The organism is Promicromonospora aerolata, assembly GCF_042682255.1.
GTDB lineage: Bacteria > Actinomycetota > Actinomycetes > Actinomycetales > Cellulomonadaceae > Promicromonospora > Promicromonospora aerolata.
This window is the reverse complement of the sequence record NZ_JBHUHF010000001.1, coordinates 2079652-2097188: the sequence shown is the minus strand read 5'-3', so window position 1 is coordinate 2097188 and position 17537 is coordinate 2079652. Positions and strand designations below refer to the sequence as shown.

14 protein-coding genes are annotated in these 17537 nt (G+C 68.6%); 9 read left to right on the top strand and 5 right to left on the bottom strand.

The genetic code is table 11. The annotated features are described in order from the left end of the window. The 4 genes from ACFSL2_RS09485 to ACFSL2_RS09470 all read left to right on the top strand — a co-directional run bounded on the left by ACFSL2_RS09485 (position 1) and on the right by ACFSL2_RS09470 (position 5040). A complete protein-coding gene (locus ACFSL2_RS09485) occupies positions 1-327 on the top strand; it encodes an L-rhamnose mutarotase (RefSeq protein WP_377197621.1) in 327 nt (108 codons plus the stop codon). After that, a complete protein-coding gene (locus ACFSL2_RS09480) occupies positions 324-1172 on the top strand; it encodes an amidohydrolase family protein (RefSeq protein ID WP_377197620.1) in 849 nt (282 codons plus the stop codon). Before ACFSL2_RS09485 ends, ACFSL2_RS09480 begins: the two co-directional genes overlap by 4 nt. Continuing rightward, positions 1169-2164 (top strand): aldo/keto reductase, encoded by a 996-nt coding sequence (locus ACFSL2_RS09475; RefSeq protein WP_377197619.1) that lies wholly within the window; start codon positions 1169-1171, stop codon positions 2162-2164. Before ACFSL2_RS09480 ends, ACFSL2_RS09475 begins: the two co-directional genes overlap by 4 nt. A 206-nt stretch (positions 2165-2370) precedes the next feature. Next, the gene (locus tag ACFSL2_RS09470; RefSeq protein WP_377197618.1) at positions 2371-5040 is read left to right on the top strand and encodes a right-handed parallel beta-helix repeat-containing protein; all 2670 of its coding nucleotides are present in this window, start codon (positions 2371-2373) and stop codon (positions 5038-5040) included. Positions 5041-5216: 176 nt separating this feature from the next. Here ACFSL2_RS09470 and ACFSL2_RS09465 read toward each other — a convergent pair whose 3' ends face one another. Both ACFSL2_RS09465 and ACFSL2_RS09460 read right to left on the bottom strand, forming a co-directional pair. Further along, positions 5217-5339 (bottom strand): hypothetical protein, encoded by a 123-nt coding sequence (locus tag ACFSL2_RS09465; protein ID WP_377197617.1) that lies wholly within the window; start codon positions 5337-5339, stop codon positions 5217-5219. 9 nt (positions 5340-5348) lie between these two features. Continuing rightward, positions 5349-6518 (bottom strand): mandelate racemase/muconate lactonizing enzyme family protein, encoded by a 1170-nt coding sequence (locus tag ACFSL2_RS09460; protein ID WP_377197616.1) that lies wholly within the window; start codon positions 6516-6518, stop codon positions 5349-5351. A gap of 112 nt (positions 6519-6630) precedes the next feature. On the opposite strand from ACFSL2_RS09460, the gene ACFSL2_RS09455 reads away from it, so the two are divergent. The 4 genes from ACFSL2_RS09455 (at position 6631) to ACFSL2_RS09440 (ending at position 12275) form a co-directional block, all read left to right on the top strand. Beyond that, positions 6631-7407, top strand: a complete 777-nt coding sequence (locus ACFSL2_RS09455) for a FadR/GntR family transcriptional regulator (protein ID WP_377197615.1) — start codon at positions 6631-6633, stop codon at positions 7405-7407. Positions 7408-7555: 148 nt separating this feature from the next. Continuing rightward, on the top strand, positions 7556-9658 hold the full coding sequence (locus ACFSL2_RS09450; protein ID WP_377197614.1) for a right-handed parallel beta-helix repeat-containing protein: 2103 nt from the start codon (positions 7556-7558) through the stop codon (positions 9656-9658). A gap of 110 nt (positions 9659-9768) precedes the next feature. Next, positions 9769-11883, top strand: a complete 2115-nt coding sequence (locus ACFSL2_RS09445; RefSeq protein WP_377197613.1) for a beta-galactosidase — start codon at positions 9769-9771, stop codon at positions 11881-11883. A gap of 116 nt (positions 11884-11999) precedes the next feature. Beyond that, positions 12000-12275, top strand: a complete 276-nt coding sequence (locus tag ACFSL2_RS09440) for a hypothetical protein (protein WP_377197612.1) — start codon at positions 12000-12002, stop codon at positions 12273-12275. 1059 nt (positions 12276-13334) lie between these two features. Here ACFSL2_RS09440 and ACFSL2_RS09435 read toward each other — a convergent pair. From ACFSL2_RS09435 to ACFSL2_RS09425, 3 genes are all read right to left on the bottom strand, one after another. After that, on the bottom strand, positions 13335-13508 hold the full coding sequence (locus ACFSL2_RS09435; RefSeq protein WP_377197611.1) for a hypothetical protein: 174 nt from the start codon (positions 13506-13508) through the stop codon (positions 13335-13337). A 355-nt stretch (positions 13509-13863) separates the two neighbouring features. After that, entirely contained in the window at positions 13864-14952 is a 1089-nt protein-coding gene (locus tag ACFSL2_RS09430; protein WP_377197610.1) for a Gfo/Idh/MocA family protein, read from the bottom strand. 61 nt (positions 14953-15013) lie between these two features. Then, positions 15014-16180, bottom strand: coding sequence for a Gfo/Idh/MocA family protein (locus tag ACFSL2_RS09425; protein ID WP_377197609.1), 1167 nt, complete (start codon positions 16178-16180; stop codon positions 15014-15016). A 196-nt stretch (positions 16181-16376) separates the two neighbouring features. Between ACFSL2_RS09425 and ACFSL2_RS09420 the strand changes: the two genes are divergently transcribed. Beyond that, complete coding sequence (locus ACFSL2_RS09420) at positions 16377-17432, top strand: LacI family DNA-binding transcriptional regulator (protein WP_377197608.1); 1056 nt, start codon at positions 16377-16379, stop codon at positions 17430-17432. Positions 17433-17537: the final 105 nt, after the last annotated feature.

The window sequence follows — 17537 nt, the reverse complement described above, 5'->3', positions numbered from 1 at the left end:
GTGCAACGCTTCGCATTCGTGGTGGACATGGTGCCCGAGCGGCGAGAGGAGTACCTGCGGCTGCACGCCGCGGTCTGGCCGCAGGTCGAAGCGGCCCTGTCCGCCCACCACATCACCAACTACTCGATCTTCCAGATCGAGGACACCCTGTTCGGCTACTACGAGTACACGGGCGACGACCACGAGGCCGATATCGCACAGGTCGACGCCGACCCGGTGATGAAGGAGTGGCTCGCCCACACCGACCCGTGCCAGGTGCCCTTCGGGCGCGAGGCACGGCCCGACGACAGGTGGCGGCGGCTCGAGGAGGTCTGGCACCTCGCATGAGGCAGACCCTGGACGCCCACCTGCACGTGTGGGAGCGCGCGAAGCACCCGCAGCCCTGGATCGACCCCGAGACGATGGCGGGCATCGACAAGGACTTCCCCCCGGCGTCGGCGGTGGACGAGCTGGGCCGTAACGGTGTCGGTGGCTGCATCGTGGTCCAAGCCGTCAACGAGATCGAGGAGACGGCCGACCTCCTTGCCGACGCCCGTGAGCTGGACGCCGTGGCCGGCGTGGTCGGCTGGGTCGACCTCACCGGTGACGTGCCTGCGCAGGTCGCCACGCTGCGGGCGGGGCCCGGGGGCGACAAGCTCGTCGGGATCCGGCACGTCACGTTCGTCGAGGACGACCACCGCTGGCTCTCCCGCGACGACGTCGGGCGCGGACTCGACGCCCTGGGGGAGCTCGGGCTCACGTTCGACATCCTCGTGGGCCACCGTCAGCTGGTGCAGGCCGCCGACGTCGTGCGCGACCATCCCCGGACGGCGTTCGTCCTGGACCACCTGGGGAAGGTGCCCCTGCGGAGCACGGAGCTCATCGACTGGGCCCGAGACCTCGCCCTGGTCGCGGAGCTGCCGAACGTCGCTGCCAAGCTCTCGGGACTGGTGACGGAGGACGAGCCAGGCCGATGGACCGCCGCACGACTGCGCCCGGTCATCGACCACGCGCTGCGCGCGTTCGGTCCCGGCCGCCTGCTGTTCGGCTCGGACTGGCCGCTCGCGGAGCTCGAAGGGGGCTACGAGCCGTGGCTGCAGGCCTACCTCGAGCTCACCGACCACCTCTCGGCGACCGACAAAGCGGCCATCGACGGGCAGAACACCGCCCGGATCTACGGGCTCTCGCGATGACACCCCTGCCATCACGCCCGATCGGGGCCACGGGACTGCGGCTGACCGAGCTCGGGTTCGGGGCCGCGACGCTCGGCAACCTCGGCCGCGCCATGACGGACGAGGACGCGACGGCGACGGTCGACCGCGCGTGGGAACGGGGCATCCGGTACTTCGACACGGCGCCGCACTACGGTCTCGGGCTGTCGGAACGCCGGCTGGGAGCCGCGCTGAAGAGCCGTCCCCGTGCGGAGTTCGTCGTCTCGACGAAGGTAGGGCGGCGACTCGAGCCGAACCCCAGCCCGACCCCCCTGGACGACGACGGCTTCCTCGTCCCCGGCGACGTGCACCGCGTGTGGGACTTCAGCCGCGACGGCGTGCGGCGGTCGATCGACGCCTCGCTGGAGCGTCTCGGGCTGGACCACGTCGACATCGTCTACGCCCACGACCCGGACCAGCACGCGCCGGAGTCGGGCCGCCAGGCCCTCGAGGCCCTCGCCGGTCTGCGCGCGGAGGGAGTCGTGCGCGCGATCGGCGTGGGGACCAACGCTCCGCACAAGGTGCCGGGACTGTTCACGCCCGGGCTCGCCGACGTCGTGATGGTGGCGGGGCGGTACACGCTCCTCGAGCAGGGCGGGCTGCAGTCGGCGCTCGAGCCCGCTCGAGCCGGGGGCATCGCCGTGGTTGTCGCCGGCGTGTTCAACTCGGGTCTGCTCAGCAGGCCCTGGCCCCCCGACGACGCCAGGTACGAGTACGGGCCGGCGCCGGCAGACATGCTCGCGCGCGCGCGCCGGCTCGCCGAGGTGTGCGAACGGCACGGGACGACGTTGCCCGCCGCCGCCGTCGAGCTGCCGCTGCTGCACCCCGCCGTCGCGGCGGTGGCGCTCGGTGCGCGCGACGCCGCACAGCTCGACGCAAACCTCGACAGGCACGACAACGGTGTGCCGGCCGAGCTCTGGTCGGAGCTGATGGAGTCGGGCCTGCTGGACCCCGGAGCTGTAGTACTTCGCTGATGAGGCGTTGCCCCAGGCGCCAGTCCGGGCCGGCTGACACCGGTGTCGGGACAGGGGCTCGGGTGCTCGCCGCCATGTCCCCGTGCCCGCACCCTGACCGGCCGGGGCGTCACCGTGTGCAGCCACGACGGCCGGGCTCACTATTGTTATAACGTCATACGTATGGTTGGATCCGAAGGCTGATGTTCACTCATGAGGAGCGACAGATGACAACGACGTCACGACCAACTTCCCGGGCTGGCCGGCCCCGCAGCACAGCACGGACGCTGTCCGCGCTCGCTGCGGCCGCAGCCCTCGGTGCGACCGCCCTGGCCCCAGTGGCCAGCGCGGCGCCCCAGCCCACCGATCGGATGGTCTACGTGGTCCCGGACGAAGGGGCGCGAGGGGCGGCGTGCATCCAGCAGCGTCCGTGTTCCATCGAGCGGGCCCAGGAGCTCGTCCGGCGTGAGGCGGCGCAGGGGCAACGGGACATCACGGTCGAGCTCGCGGGCGGGACCTACCGGCTTGACGCCCCGCTGGAGCTGCGGGCCGCGGACGGCGGGCGGAACGGTCACACCGTGACCTGGGCCGCCGCGCCCGGCGAGCAACCGGTGCTCTCGGGTGCAACGGAGGTCGATGGCTGGTCGGTCCACGACGAGGAATCCGGCGTGTATGTCGCGGAGGTACCCGCGGGGATCGATTCCCGTCAGCTGTACGTCGAGGGGGTTGTCGCTCCCCGGGCCACGCTGTCGCTGGAGAACTCCGACGTCGCGGTCACGCCAGAGGGTCTGAGGATCGTCAATCCGGAGCTCGAGTACCTCGGCGACCTCCAGGACGCCGAACGGATGGAGTTCGAGTCCCTCGGCGACTTCACGAACCGTTACTCGCCGGTAGCGGGCGTCGACGGCGACCTCATCACGATGGACCAGCCCGCCTGGGACAACAACACCTGGGGCTGGGACACCTTCCAGAACTCGTTCCTCGCCGCCCCGACGTACTTCCTGCAGAACTCCCTCTCCTTCGTCGACGAGGTCGGCGAGTGGTACCTCGACCCCGGGGCTGGACGCCTCTTCTACAAGCCTGGGGAGGGGGTCGACCCCGATGAGCTGGACATCGAGCTGCCGCGGCTGGAGACACTGGTGAGCATCGGGGGAACCTATGACGCACCCGTTAGCGGGCTCGAGCTCCGCGGCCTCGAGCTGACCGGCACTTCATGGCTCGGGCCGTCCACGTACGGGTACGCGAACCAGCAGAACGGAACCTTTATCGCCGAGGACTACGAGTTCCGACCCGACGACGCCTTCGCCAGCTGCTCTCGCGGCTGTGAGGCTTTCGAGCGCGCTCGGTTCGACGCCTGGTACCAGGAGCCGGCCGCGGTCCAGGTCTCCGCCGCCGCGCACGTGTCCCTCGTCGAGAACCGCTTCGTCAACCTTGGCTCGACGGCACTGGGCATCGGCAACGACGACAACGCCCACCTGACGGGTGTCGGCCTCGGAGCCAGCGACATCACCGTGGCCGGCAACGTCTTCAACGAGATCGCGGGTCATGGCATCGCCGTCGGCGGCGTGCGCGCCGACGCCCACCACCCGGGCGACCCGGCCATGACCAACCGCGACATCGTCCTCGAGAACAACACGGTCAACCGTGTCGCTGTCGACTACAAGGACAACTCGGGCATCCTCAGCACTTACGTGACGAACATCGACATCATCCATAACGAGGTTGCGAACGTCGCTTACAACGGCATCGACACGGGCTTCGGCTGGGGCGCCAACGACCCCGGCGGGTCCGACGAGTACGAGCGTCGCGGCTACTACAACTGGCACCCGCGCTACGACACCCCGACGACGCTGCGAGACAACACCATCTCGGGCAACCTCATCCGCAACACCAAGGCGCGCTTCGCGGACGGAGGCAACCTGTACAACCTGTCGGCGAGCCCGGGAACCGTGGTCTCCGAGAACTACCTGACGAGGGTCTCGGGCGTGGGCCTGTACCTCGACGAAGGAACCCGTTACACAACGTACGAGCGCAACGTCCTCGACGGCACGAGTCCCTGGGTCTTCACCAACGCGTACAGCGACGGGAACGGCACGAACGACAACCTGCTGCGCAACAACTGGTTGAACTCCGGCGGCGCGCAGATCCCGAACGCCGAGGCGCGCAACAACCGGCTCGTGGACAACATCCGAGTGGACGGAACGAACTGGCCCGCGGAGGCCCGTGCGGTCATCTGCGCGGCCGGGGTGGCTCCGGAGTACCGGACCGCGCTCAATGCGAACCTCTTCGGCCTCGATGGATGCACCGTCGACGCCCCGGTGCGCGACGGGCTCCTCGTGACCGCGGAGCAGGTCGCCCGGTCATACACCGGGCAGCTGGGCGACAGCTTGGGCGTAGCGGCGGCCGGCGCCGACGTGTGGGGAGGCGGCGACCAGCGGGACGACGAGTACGCCAGCGTCTACCGCCCCGCCGCCCTGACCGACGGAGCGAGTGTCACGGCGCGCGTCGACTCCCTCAACGACACCGACGTGTGGGCCAAGAGCGGCGTGATGGTCCGCGACGATCTCACCGCGAGCGGGGCGTCCACCGGGTACGCCGTGCTCGCCGTCGCCGGGCGCAATGGCGTGGTCCTGCAGTGGGACGGCAACGGGGACGGCTACCTCGAGCGGGCGCAGGCAGCAGCGGAGGTCGACACCTTCCGCCCGGTATGGGTGCGTCTGTCTCGTTCCGGCGACCAGCTGTCGGGTTCGTACTCCTACGATGGCGTGAACTTCGTCCCGGTCGGGGCGCCGATCACGCTGCCAGCAGCGGCGCCGCAGGACGCGGGCGTCTTTTCCAGCTCGCACGATCGCGGCAGGGCGGCGGTGAACGTCTTCAGCGACCTCAGCGTCGGCTGACAAAGAGCCGCGTCTGCAGCACGCACGGAGAGAGCCCCTGGACCGGTCGGTCTGGGGGCTCTCTCCGTGGTCTCGGCGCCTCCCTGGCCGACGACGAGACCTAACGCCTCCTGAGTCGACTCGCCGCGGCCACTACCTGACCCGGCGGAGACCTTAGAGCGCCAGGTGGGTGCTCGCTATTCGTCGAGGGCGATGTAATGCACCTCGGGCTCGGTGCGGGCCTCGTAGAGCTTGGGGTACGCGGCGGCGATCGCGCCGGGTGCGGCGTCGGGATGGCGGCGGGGATGGCGAAGGCCCACTTGTCGGGCTCAGCGGCCCTCGGACGACAGCCGGCCGAGCGCGTCCTCCGCGACCAGGCGCAGGCCGGCACGTGCGGGGCGGACGTGCGGCCCGGCCGCCCGGGACCATCCCGCACGGCCATGCGCCTCGGTGATGGCATGCTCGTCGATCGAGAGACCGTTGCCCGGCAGGTCGCCGAGGACGACGCCGCCGTCGGCCACCTCGTGGTCGGTGTGCAGGCCCACGGGGTCGGTCAGGCTCTGCACCTCGAGCGCTAGATGGTTGGGGACGGCAGCGGCTGCGTGCCACACCGGGCTGGCGAGCGAGCCGACGGGGCTGACGGGCAGGTCGTGCGCGTGGGCCACGGCGGCGGCGCGGAGGAAGTGCGTTACGCCCCACATGCTGCCCACCTGCACGATGTCGACCGCGCCGGCGTCCAGCAGGGGCCGCAGCTGCTCGAGGCCCGTCAGGTTCTCACCGGTCGCGACAGCCGCGCGGACCGAGCGCGTCAGTATCGCCATCCCTTCGGCGTCCCAGCGGCGCAGCGGCTCCTCGACCCACGTGAGGTCGAACTCGCGCTCCAGCTCGCTGATGTGACGGACGGCCTGCTTGCGGTTCCACGACTCGTTCGCGTCGAGCATCAGCGCCGGTCGCGGCGTGTTCTGCCGGAAGAGGTCCCGGACCAGGCGGAGCCGCGTGGCGTCCCGGTCGAGGTCGAGACCGCCCTTGATCTTCACGCTGGTGAAGCCCCGGTCGACCCAGCCCTGGAGCAGCGCCCCGAGGTCCTCGTCCGGCACGGCGACCTCGAGGGCTGAGGCGTAGGCGGGGACGAAGCGGTCGGCGGCACCGAGCGTGCGCCAGAGCGGTTCCTCGGCCATCTTGGCCTTGAGGTCCCACAGCGCCATGTCGAACGCCCCGACGCCGCCGAAGGTGGCGCCCGCGTGCCCGCTCTTGAACACGTGCGCCAGCATGCGGTCGTGGAGGCTGGAGGTCGCCCGCGGGTCCTGGCCCTCGAGAGCGGGGAAGAGGCGGTCCAGGTCCGCGTGCGAGCCCACGCCGACGCCCTCCAGCCCGTCGTCGGTCTCGATCACTACCAGGGGGACGTCAGTGATGCCATCGTCGATGAAGCCGTTGACGTCTCCCACCGGGCGCCCCCAGTCCTGCACGGTCGTGAGCGTGCGGAAGCCAGTGATCTTCATAGTTGCCTTCCTTAGGCGCGGGCCCGTCACCGGGTAGCGGCGCCGCCCTGACGCCCGCAAACAGCATACATCACACGTCTGCTGATCCGGGTCCCTTCGCTATAGTTCACGCATGACGGAACGCGATGGCGCTGACGACCAGATGACCGGAGCGCTCTCGCTGCCCCTGCGCGCGCCGGCCAAGCGGCTGGGAGTTGTGGTGGTCGAGGCGCTCGTGGACCTGATCGTGTCCGGCGAGCTGGAGCCCGGGGACACCCTCCCGCCTGAGCTGCCGCTCGGCCAGCAGTTCGGCGTCAGTCGGACCGTCCTGCGCGAGTCGGTCAAGAAGCTCGAGGAAAAAGGCCTCGTGACCGTGGGCCAGGGCCGTGGCACGGTCGTCCAGCCCACCAGGTCCTGGAACATGCTCGACCGCGTGGTGCTCGAGGCGCTGATCGCCCACGATCGCTCGTTGGGAGTCCTTGACGAGATTACGGTGGTCAGGGCGCAGCTGGAGTCGGCGATGGCGCGGGAGACGGCGACCTCGCGCTCTCCCGCCGAGCTCGATGCGCTGCGGGGTGTCCTCGAGGAGATGCGGACGTCCCTCGACGACGTCCCGCGCTTCCTGGCGGCCGACGTCGCCTTCCACGAGACCGTGATGGCGATGTCGCACAACCGCCTGGCGGAGAGCATCGCGCGATCGCTGTTCGAGCGGGCACGGGAGAGCAGCCGGTACTCCATCGACGTGCCCGCCACCTTCCACGAGCAGACCCTCCAGGAGCACGAACAGGTTTTTGCCGCCATTGCGGCAGGGTCGGCCGACGAGGCGGCTTCGACCATGCTCGGGCACATCGTGGACGCCTGGACGCGTCGGAGGCCGGCCGACCATCGAGGGACCAAGGGCGCCAAGTAGGCCCCAAGCAGGCCCCCAAGTAGGCCGCTGCGTCACCACTGCACCACCGCAGACTTCCGCTGCGGCGACCCTTGCGCATACGTCATACGTATGTTTACGTTGGCCCGGGGCGGAGCAGCCCTGCTCAACATCACGGAAGCGAACAGCCATGACATTGATGTCACGCACGCGCGAAGTCTCTGTTCGAAGGAAGGGTCGGTGGCGAGCGGCTGCCGGATCTGCCAGCGCGGCAGCCCTGCTCCTGAGCGGTCTGGGCACATCGGTCGCCCAGGCGGCACCACCGGAGAAGGACCAGGTCTACTACGCGTCACCCGACGGTCGCGACCACGGGCAGTGCCAGGAGCAGCACCCGTGCTCGCTGGAGCACGCGCAGGGCGTCGTGCGGCACACGGCAGCCAAGGGGAAGGGCGATGTCACCGTCGTGCTCGCCGACGGCACCTACCGCATCGACCGCCCGCTCGAGTTCCGTGCGCAGGACGGTGGCAGGGACGGGCACACCGTGCGCTGGACGGCTGCTGAGGGCGCGCACCCGGAGATCACGGGCTCGACCCAGCTCACGGGCTGGCAGCAGTACGACGAGGCCGCGAACATCTACGTCGCGGACACGCCGGCCGGTTTCGAGACCCGGCAGCTCTACGTCGACGGCGTCGCCGCGCCGCGGGCCGCGACCAGCCTGGAGCTGAGCGACCTGACGCTCACCCCCACGGGGATGACGATCAACAACCCTGCGCTCGCCTATTTGGCGGACCTTCCGGACCAGGACCGGATCGAATTCGAGTCGCTGGGAGATTTCACGGATCGCTACTCGCCGGTGGAGAGCATCGAGGGCGATACGATCACGATGACCCAGCCCGCCTGGGACAACAACACGTGGGGCTGGGACACGGTGCAGAACTCGCTGCTCGCCGATTCGACGTGGTTCCTGGTGAACTCACTCAGCTTCCTGGATGAGGCGGAGGAGTGGTACGTCGACCCCGACGCAGGAAAGCTCTACTACAAGCCCGCGGACGGCGTGAACCCACAGGACCTCGACATCGAGCTCCCTCGGGTGGAGACCCTCGTCAGCATCGGCGGCACCTACGACGCCCCCGTCTCCCACCTGGAGTTCAGCGGTCTCACCTTTTCCGGGACTTCCTGGCTCGGCCCCTCTTCGGCCGAGGGGTACGTCAGTCAGCAGATTGGTGGCTACATCAAGGGCGAATACGACTATCGACCCGCCGATGCGTTTGAGAACTGCAGCCGTGGCTGTGACCCGTACGAGCGGACGCGCGACAGCTGGCACCAGATCCCCTCCGGAGTGCAGGTGTCCGCCGCCGACAACATCACGTTCGCCGAGAACACCTTCCGCAACCTCGGAACGGCGGCCCTGGGCATCGGCAATGACGACAACGCGATGCTCACCGGAACCGGGCTTGGCGCGAGCAACATCGACGTGACCGGCAACGTGTTCACCGAGATCGGTGCGCACGCATTGATGGTGGGCGGGATTCGGGCGGACGCCCATCACCCCAGCGACCCCAGGATGACGAACCACGATATCCGCATCGCGAACAACACCATCAGCGACATCGCCGTGGAGTACCAGGACACCACCGGCATTCTCAGCACCTACGTGACCAGGGCGCAGATCGTGAACAACGAGCTCAGCGACCTCGCCTACGCGATCGATACCGGTTACGGATGGGGAATCAACGACGCAGGCGGCTCTCAGGAGTACCTCCGCCGCGGGTACTACCAGTACAACCCGCTCTATGAGACGCCGACGACGCTGAAGGACAACTTGATCGCGGGCAACCTTGTGCACGACATCCAAGGCGACTTTGCTGATTCTGGAAACATCTACAACCTCTCGGCAAGCCCGGGGACGGTAATCGAGAACAACTACTTGTATAACGTCCACGGTGTCGGCCTTTACTTGGACGAAGGCAGCCGCGGCATCCTCGCCCGGAACAATGTCCTGAGTGGCGTGAACCCATGGGTGTTCACCAACGCGTACAGCGCCGGCAACGGCACGAACGACAACACGCTGCAGGAGAACTGGCACACCGGCGGGGCCCAGATGCCGAACGCCGAAGAGCGCAACAACCGACTGATCGACAACGTGCTGGTCAGCGGGGACAACTGGCCCAGCGCTGCGTGGGAGGTCATGTGCGCGGCAGGCGTTGCCCCCGAGTACCGCACGGAACTCAACGTGAACTTCGGTGGTCTCGACCCGCGGTGCCAGACCGTCGCCGCGACCGAGACCCCGTAGCGCAGCTGCCGGCACGGCCGGCACTGCCGGCGAGGCGCCCCCGCGTCGTTCCTGGCGCGGGGGCGTCGTCGCCCGTCCTACCTACCCCTCCAGATGAGGACCTCGTTGCCTTGACAGACATTGACGACCGCGTGCTCTTCGGTGCCGCGTACTACCACGAGTACCAGCCCTCTCCCCGGCTCGACCAGGACCTCGACCTCATGCAGGAAGCCGGGTTCACCGTGATCCGGGTGGGCGAGTCCACGTGGGCCACCTGGGAGCCCGAGGACGGAGTGTTCGACCTCGACTGGCTGCAGCCGGTCCTGGACGGCGCGCACTCGCGAGGGATCGCCGTCGTGCTGGGTACGCCCACTTATGCCGTACCCCCGTGGCTGACGCGCAAGTATCCCGAGATCGCCGGAGAGCGCCGCACCGGAGAGCGCATCGGTTGGGGAGCCCGTCAGGAGATGGACCTGACGCACGCCGCCTACCGCTTCCACGCCGAGCGCGTGATCCGCGCAGTCGTCGGGCGCCACCACGACCATCCCGCGGTGGTCGGGTTCCAGGTGGACAACGAACCCGGTCTCGAGCTGCTGCACAACGAGGGTGTGTTCCAGGCCTTCGTCGACGACCTGCGCCGCACCTACGGCGACGTCGAGACCCTGAACCGGGAGTGGGGACTCGTCTACTGGTCGCATCGGCTCACCACGTGGGCGGATCTCTGGCGACCGGACAACAACGCCCAACCGCAGTACGACCTCGCCTGGCGGAAGTTCCAGGCCCGGATGGTCACCGAGTTCATCGGCTGGCAGGCCGGGATCGTTCGGGAGATCGCAGGCGCCGAGAAGTTCGTGACCACCTGCATCGCCTACGACAGGCCAGGAGCGCAGGACCCGGAGCTGACGGCAGCGCTGGATGTGACCGCGGGCAATCCGTACTACGCGATGCAGGACGGTCTCGCTCTCCCCGCCGCAGAACAGCTCCCGCTGGGCTGGACCACGAGCGGAACCTGGGCGATATTCCACAGCGCAGACCGGATGTACTCCTCGAAGCAGGCGCGGTTCCTCGTCACCGAGACGAATGCCGGGGCCATCGGCGGCCCGGCAATGAACGCGCCCGCGTTCGACGGCCAGTGGCGACAGGCCGCCTGGGCAATGATCGTCCGGGGCGCCCGAATGATCGAGTACTGGCACTGGCACACACTGCACTTCGGTACCGAGACGTACTGGATCGGAATTCTCCCGCACGACCAGCGGCCCGGGCGGGTCTACGAGCAGCTGGCCGCCCTGGGCGCGGAGATCAAGTCCGCCGAGGATCACCTGAGCGGACTCGTCCCGGACGCCACCGTGGGGCTGCTGTGGTCCAACGAGTCGATGTGGGGCCTCGCAGGTCAGCCGGCGCTCGCCCGCGACGACGGCTCCGCGGACCCCGGCAGCTACCAGCGGATAGTGCACGCCTTCTACCGGGGAGCGTTCGACGCCGGTTCGCCGGTGCGCATCGTCCACGACGTCCAGCTGGTCGAACAGGGCGACGGCACGCGCCTCCGCGAACCGGCCGAGGTCGCCGCCGAGCTGCCCGTCCTGCTGGCGCCGGCGCTCTACGTGGCCAGTGACGCGCTGCTCGACTGGTTGCGCGACTACGCAGAGGCGGGCGGACACCTGGTGCTCGGACCGCGCACCGGATATGCGGACACCGAGGCGCGAGCGCGCGCGGAGGTCAAGCCGGCGCGGCTCGCCGCCACCGCCGGCGTCAGCTACCAGGAATTCAGCAACCTGGCGACACCGGTCCGTGTGACGGGCTCCGACGGCGCACTGGAGCTGCCCGACGCGGCCGCGGGCGCGGCATGGGTCGACTACCTGCAGGTCTCGGACGACTCGGTCCAGATCCTTGCCCGATATCAGCACCCCGCGTTCGGCCCGTACCCGGCGATCACCACCGCTGAGGCAGGGCTGGGGCGCGTCACCGCCGTCGGCACCGTGCCCAACGCCGAGCTGTCGGCCGCGCTGGTGTCCTGGGCGCTGCCGGCCGACAGGGACGCCTGGAGCTCTCTGACGACCGGTTCGGTCACGGCGACCTCAGCGACGACGGCCGCAGGTCGTCGGCTGCGGGTCCTGCACAACTGGTCGTGGGAGGCCTGCTCGGTGCGGTTGCCGGCCGACGTCACGGATCTGCTCTCCGCCGAGCCACTAGAGGCCGACGCGCTGGTCGAACTGGGGCCGTGGGACGTCCGCGTCCTTCTGGAGTAGGAGGGCGAGAGCGCAGCAGCGAGCCGAACCCGAAAACGATGAAGCGGCTCCGAACCCAGCTTCCGGGACCGCTCTATGCCTAGCCAGCGCCCCATCGCTGAAGTACCGTCCGCTCGATGAAGAAGCGCATCCGTGTGGCACTTGTGACGGTCGGCATCTACGTGGCCATCGGCCTCGTCTTCTCGATCGAGGCGCAGCCCCAGCAGATGTGGACGTGCCGCGATCCTTCCGCACCACACGGCATCACGACCTATGGTGACGCCAGTGACGTACCCAGCGACGACTGCTTGCCAACAGTTAGTACCGCGGAGCGTTTGGAGATAACAGCCTTCGCCACAGCAGCCTGGCTGCCTCTGGTTGTGCTCAAGGGGCTGTCGAACGCCAGCCGGTAGCTAGGCGGGAGCATGAGCCACCGGATACGCGTTGTCGCCGAAAGAGGCCGAAGTGAGGCTCGACGCAGAGCGTGCCTCTGGCGGGCACCCGGGAATCAAGAGGATCGAAGGGACCGCGGTGTCCCTGATCTGGGAGCATGAGTGGGACACAAGCCCGCACCGCCAGGGAGCCTATCCGGGAGCCGATGCGTCGACCCGGGCCTCTGGCGTATTGCTTACGTGTGGCACTGATGATCCGACAGCGGTGAGTGTTGAATAAGGATACGAGGGCGACTACGTGCATGGTGTTGTAGCTATCCTGATTGCATGCGCGTTTACGGCACTCCTGGCATGCGTCGGGGCCTATGTCGTTCGACTCATGCGCAATGTCGACGATCTTGCCCTGAGGCTGGGTGTCATGCCGACTCCGGCTACGATGCTTGCGCTTAGGGGGTAATGGCGGTTGGGCTGGCCATCGTTTCGCTAATTGTCGTGACGATATGGGTTGCGGTTTTTTCGGGCGGCTTCATTGGGTAATACAGTTGCGCATCGCTTTATGCTGCATATCGTGCTGGGGCAGGATCGAGACGAACGACGGTCGCAGCTCACGCACTGTCCACGCGTCCGGGTCGGTCCCGGCACCAGTCGCAGCGCGTGCCGGAGGGTCGCGAAGCACGTAGTGCGCATCCTGACAGGTGAAAGCAGCGCGCCCCTGGGCTAGCGCCTGGAGTGATACCTCATTCTTGAGTCGCCCTTAGAAGTCCGCGATACCTCATGGAAACTGCCACTGCAAACTCGGCCCCGTAGACCAACAAGCTCGCTGACATTCCGGCCATCGCACCGAGGGTCAGAGATGATGTCACCCATCAACGCGACGAGCCCGGCCATGTTCGTGGCAGTCGCAACAATGGCGGTCGCGATACAAAGCGCGAACATTCCAACAGTTTGAATGAATCGCTTTGCGGCGTTGGCCCGTGCGATGAACAGCGCTTCCCTTTCTCCTTCACCAGCGATCATGACCGGAGCGTAGCCGGTCGGGTCGCTCGCGTGACACCAGTGATGACGTGATGGCAACTGCCGTCACTCGCCGCCGCGCGGGAGCGCGCCCGCCTTGATTCGAGTAACGCTGTCCAGCCAGTCATCCCAGGCCGCAGCATCAGTCGGGCCGCCATCGGCCTCGATTGCGGTGTCGCCGAGAAGAGTGATCAGGTCGTCGCCTGCACGCTCGGCGTAGTGCCAGAGAAAGTCGGACATGGCCAGAAACGCCTCGCGCGGAGAGAGCGAATCCGAGCTGGTGTCGTTGCTGTCTGGGACTGACAATGGCGCCTCCATTGGTGGTCTCGGCGTGCTCTGAGCCCAGGTTCTGAGGTCCACGGCCAGATGCCGTGTGCTCGGACATGGTCTCCGGCGGGCACCGTGGGAATCAAGGATCGGACGACCAGGGGCCCCGAGCCAGGGACCCCACATCCGGACCCGGAAGGGTGCCCCGAGCCGGCACGGGCCGCCGGCTCACGGCGGATCGAGCCGCGTCCCGGGGCACCTTTCCACCTTCAGCGCACCACGATGGAACCGACCGCGAACCGTCCACGATCCACGGCCCGCCGGGCGCTCACCGAACCGGTCGAGGCACCAGGTCGACGGCTTGGAGCTGGGCGCGCACGGCGAGCTCGGCCGCCTTGAACGCGTGCTCCTGGGTCATCGCGTTCTCGGTCCGTTCGAGGCAGTCGAGCACGAGCCGGCCGAAGTAGGGGTAGCCGACCTTGCCGTGCACGTCGAAGTGCGTCTCCTCGTCGCCGTTGGCCAGGTACAGGTGGCCGGTGCCGTCCTGCGTGCCCAGGTTCATGTACTTGCGCTGCTCGATGAAGCCCTCGGTGCCGAGGATGAACGTCCGGCCGTCGCCCCACATCTGGAGACCGTCCGGGGTGAACCAGTCGCAGCGGAAGTAGCCGCTGGCGCCGTTGTCCATGGTGAGCATCGCGTCACCGAAGTCGTCCAGACCGGGATGGTCCGGGTTGGCGTAGTTGGCGATCTGGCTGCGGACCACCGTCGCGTCGCTCGCCCCGGTGTAGTGCAGGATCTGCTCGATCTGGTGGCTGCCGATGTCGCACAGGATGCCGCCGTACTTCTCCTTCTCGAAGAACCAGTCCGGGCGGTTCCCGGCCGACAGGCGGTGCGGGCCGGTGCCCATCACCTGGACGACCTTGCCGATCGCGCCGGCCTCGATGAGCTGGGACGCGAACACGGCGGTCTCGACGTGGATGCGCTCGGAGTAGTAGACGGCGTACTTGCGCCCCGTGCGGGCGACGGCCTCCCGGGCGGCGGCGAGCTGCTCGAGCGTCGTCAGGGGCGCCTTGTCGGTGAAGTAGTCCTTGCCGGCGTCCATGACGCGCAGGCCGAGGGCCGCCCGTTCGGACGTCACCGCGGCGCCGGCGACCAGGCGGACGTCGTCGTCGTCCAGAACCTCCGCCTCGGTGCGCGCGACGCGGGCCTGGGGAAACTTCTCCACGAACTGCGCCACCTTGGCGGGGTCCGGGTCGTAGACCGACGCGAGGGTCGCGCCCGCGCCGATCAGGCCGTTGCACATGCCGTAGATGTGGCCGTGGTCCAGGCCGATCACCGCGAAGGTGAACTCACCGGGACCCACTACCGGTGCGGGGATCGAGTCGGGGGAGTAGCTGCCGCCGAATGCTGTGCTCATCGGTGCTCTTTCGTCGGGGTGTCGGGTGGCTGAGTGTTGCGTGCTGGTCGTCCGGGACCGTTCAGGCGGCCGGGCGGGGCTCGCCCCCGACGGAGATCGTGCCCTCGAGGTCGTCGACCGAACGGCTCTTGGCGAAGTAGCGGGGGGCGTTGGCGAGCACGCCCTCACCTGTGTAGTAGGGGCTGCCGGCCGGGATCGGCAGGTCGACCGTCCGGCGTTCGATGGCCGCCTGGTAGATCGCGGTCACCACCTCGACGGTGCGCCGGCCGTCCTCGCCGCTGATGGCCGGTGCGCGGCCGGTCTCCAGTGCGCCGAGCAGGTCGTCGATCTGCCCGGCGTGCCCGAGGTGGGGCAGCGGCTGGTGTGCGGCCCCGACGGCTTCGATCCGCTCGGCGAGCTCGGTGTTGCCCTCCGCCGTCGGAAAGCCGTTCGGCTGCGTGGTCTCGGCGTGCACGGACCAGGGCTGCGACACCGAGGCGTTCCGGCCCTGGACGACGATCTCCTGCTCCTGGCCGTGATGGACCACCGAGCTGGTCAGCTGCGCGATGGCGCGGTCGTACTGGAGGAGGGCCACCGACAGGTCCTCGACCTCGGCGTTGTCGTGCCACGCGTTGGTCATGCTCGCGGTGACCGCCTCCGGCGCACCCAGCATCCAGAGCACGAGGTCGATGTGGTGGATCGCGTGGTTGAGGGTCGGCCCGCCGCCCTCCGACTGCCAGGTACCGCGCCACGACAGGTCGTAGTACGGCAGGCCGCGCCACCAGGCGGAGTCCGTCCTGAAGTGCGCGACGGGTCCGAGGAGGCCCGAGTCCAGCGCGTCCTTGAGGGTGACGATGTCGTCGCGGAACCGGTTCTGCGCGATCACGGACAGCCGCTTGCCGCTCTCCCGCTCCGCGGCGAGCATGGCGTCGCACTCCGCGAGCGACGGCGCCATGGGCTTCTCGACGACGACGTTCATCCCCGCGTGCAGCAGGTCGACCGCGATCTGGGCGTGGGTCGACGGCGGTGTGCAGACGGTCACGAGGTCGATGTCGTCCCGGCCGAGGAGCGCTTCGTGGGACGAGACGACGACGGCGTCGTCGAGCCCGTGCTCCTGCTTCTTCGCCTCGGCCTTGGCCGGCACCGTGTCGCAGAGCGCCACGATGCGGCAGCGCTCCGGGAACTGGAGGTAGCCCAGCAGATGTGAGTTCGAGATGTTCCCGGTGCCCACCAGGGCGACGTTCAGCATACTTGCTCCTCGGATCGGATCAGCGAAAAGTTTCGGCACAGTTCTGAAACCGCGTTGTAGGCTAGCCGCATGCTCTGCGCGGTGTAAAGAGGGATAGGATCGCGGGGCGCCCCTCGTCGACGACGCGGCAGCGGGCCGTAGATGCTTGTGATTTTCGGGGATTCGCGATAGAAACTGTCGGAACGAGGAGGCTGCCTTGACGAAGAAGACCGGGACGGCGCGCCCCAATCTCTCCGCCGTGGCCGCCCATGCGGGTGTCTCGACGGCCACCGCGTCCAAGGTCGTCAACGGCCGGCCGGACGTCGCCGAGGGAACGCGCGAACGGGTCGAGACCGCGATCACCGAGCTCGGCTACCGGGGGCCGTCGCGCGCGAGCGCCGCGCGCACGGTCGAGCTCATGGTCGACGTCCTCAACACCACCTACGCGACGCAGATCCTGCGCGGCGTCGTGCTCGCGGCGGAGGAGCTGAGCATCGACGTGGTGGTCGGGCGCGTGCGGCACAGGTCGTCGCGCGGGGTGATGGAGTCGAGCGCCGCCTGGGCGCAGCGCATCGCCGCCGCCGAGCACATCGGCGCCATCGTGCTGACCTCGGGCCTAGGGCCGGACGTGTACGGGAGCCTCGCGCGTGCGCGCATCCCGATCGTGGTCATCGACCCGCTCGACTTCGCCCAGGCGGGCGTGGTGTCGGTCGGTTCGACGAACTGGCTCGGCGGGCGGAGCGCCGCAGAGCATCTCGTCGGGCTCGGGCACCAGCACATCGGGGTCATCGCCGGCCCTGCCGAGTCCATCAGTGCGGTGGCCCGCCTCGACGGGTTCCTGAGCTACTGCCGGCAGAAGGGGGTGGAGGTCGAGCCGGACCTCGTCCGCCCCATCCGCTTCGACCACGACCAGGCCGTACAGGTCGCGGAGGAGTGGTTCCGCCGGCCCGACCCGCCGACGGCGATCTTCGCGGGTAGCGACGCACAGGCGATGGGCGTGCTCGAGGCGGCCCGCCGAACCGGACTCCTGGTGCCGGAGGACGTCAGTCTCGTGGCGTACGACGACACCCCGATCGCCTCCTGGGCGAACCCGCCGCTGACCGCCGTCCGGCAGCCGCTCGAGGAGATCGGCCGGCGGGCGCTCCTGACGGTCCAGCAGCTGCACGTCGGGAACCCGGTCGACTCGCACCACATCGAGATCGCCACCACGCTCGTCGTCCGGGACTCCACGGCACCGCCCCGGACCGACCTGGTCAGAATGACGCGGTCCTAGACCGCGCCGGGCAGGGGATGCGGCGACGCCACCCCCGCTCGGCGGCAGAAAACGTTCTACGAGATCGAACGCCAACCGAGATGCCACCCGGCATCCCAGATCGAC

What these genes read in the sequence shown, in the direction of transcription:
- ACFSL2_RS09480 (WP_377197620.1), top strand. Translation starts at nt 324, where the DNA reads ATGAGGCAGACCCTGGACGCCCACCTGCACGTGTGGGAGCGCGCGAAG.
- ACFSL2_RS09475 (WP_377197619.1), top strand. Translation starts at nt 1,169, where the DNA reads ATGACACCCCTGCCATCACGCCCGATCGGGGCCACGGGACTGCGGCTG.
- ACFSL2_RS09470 (WP_377197618.1), top strand. Translation starts at nt 2,371, where the DNA reads ATGACAACGACGTCACGACCAACTTCCCGGGCTGGCCGGCCCCGCAGC.
- ACFSL2_RS09460 (WP_377197616.1), bottom strand. Translation starts at nt 6,518, where the DNA reads ATGAAGATCACTGGCTTCCGCACGCTCACGACCGTGCAGGACTGGGGG.
- ACFSL2_RS09455 (WP_377197615.1), top strand. Translation starts at nt 6,631, where the DNA reads ATGACGGAACGCGATGGCGCTGACGACCAGATGACCGGAGCGCTCTCG.
- ACFSL2_RS09450 (WP_377197614.1), top strand. Translation starts at nt 7,556, where the DNA reads ATGACATTGATGTCACGCACGCGCGAAGTCTCTGTTCGAAGGAAGGGT.
- ACFSL2_RS09440 (WP_377197612.1), top strand. Translation starts at nt 12,000, where the DNA reads ATGAAGAAGCGCATCCGTGTGGCACTTGTGACGGTCGGCATCTACGTG.
- ACFSL2_RS09435 (WP_377197611.1), bottom strand. Translation starts at nt 13,508, where the DNA reads ATGTCCGACTTTCTCTGGCACTACGCCGAGCGTGCAGGCGACGACCTG.
- ACFSL2_RS09430 (WP_377197610.1), bottom strand. Translation starts at nt 14,952, where the DNA reads ATGAGCACAGCATTCGGCGGCAGCTACTCCCCCGACTCGATCCCCGCA.
- ACFSL2_RS09425 (WP_377197609.1), bottom strand. Translation starts at nt 16,180, where the DNA reads ATGCTGAACGTCGCCCTGGTGGGCACCGGGAACATCTCGAACTCACAT.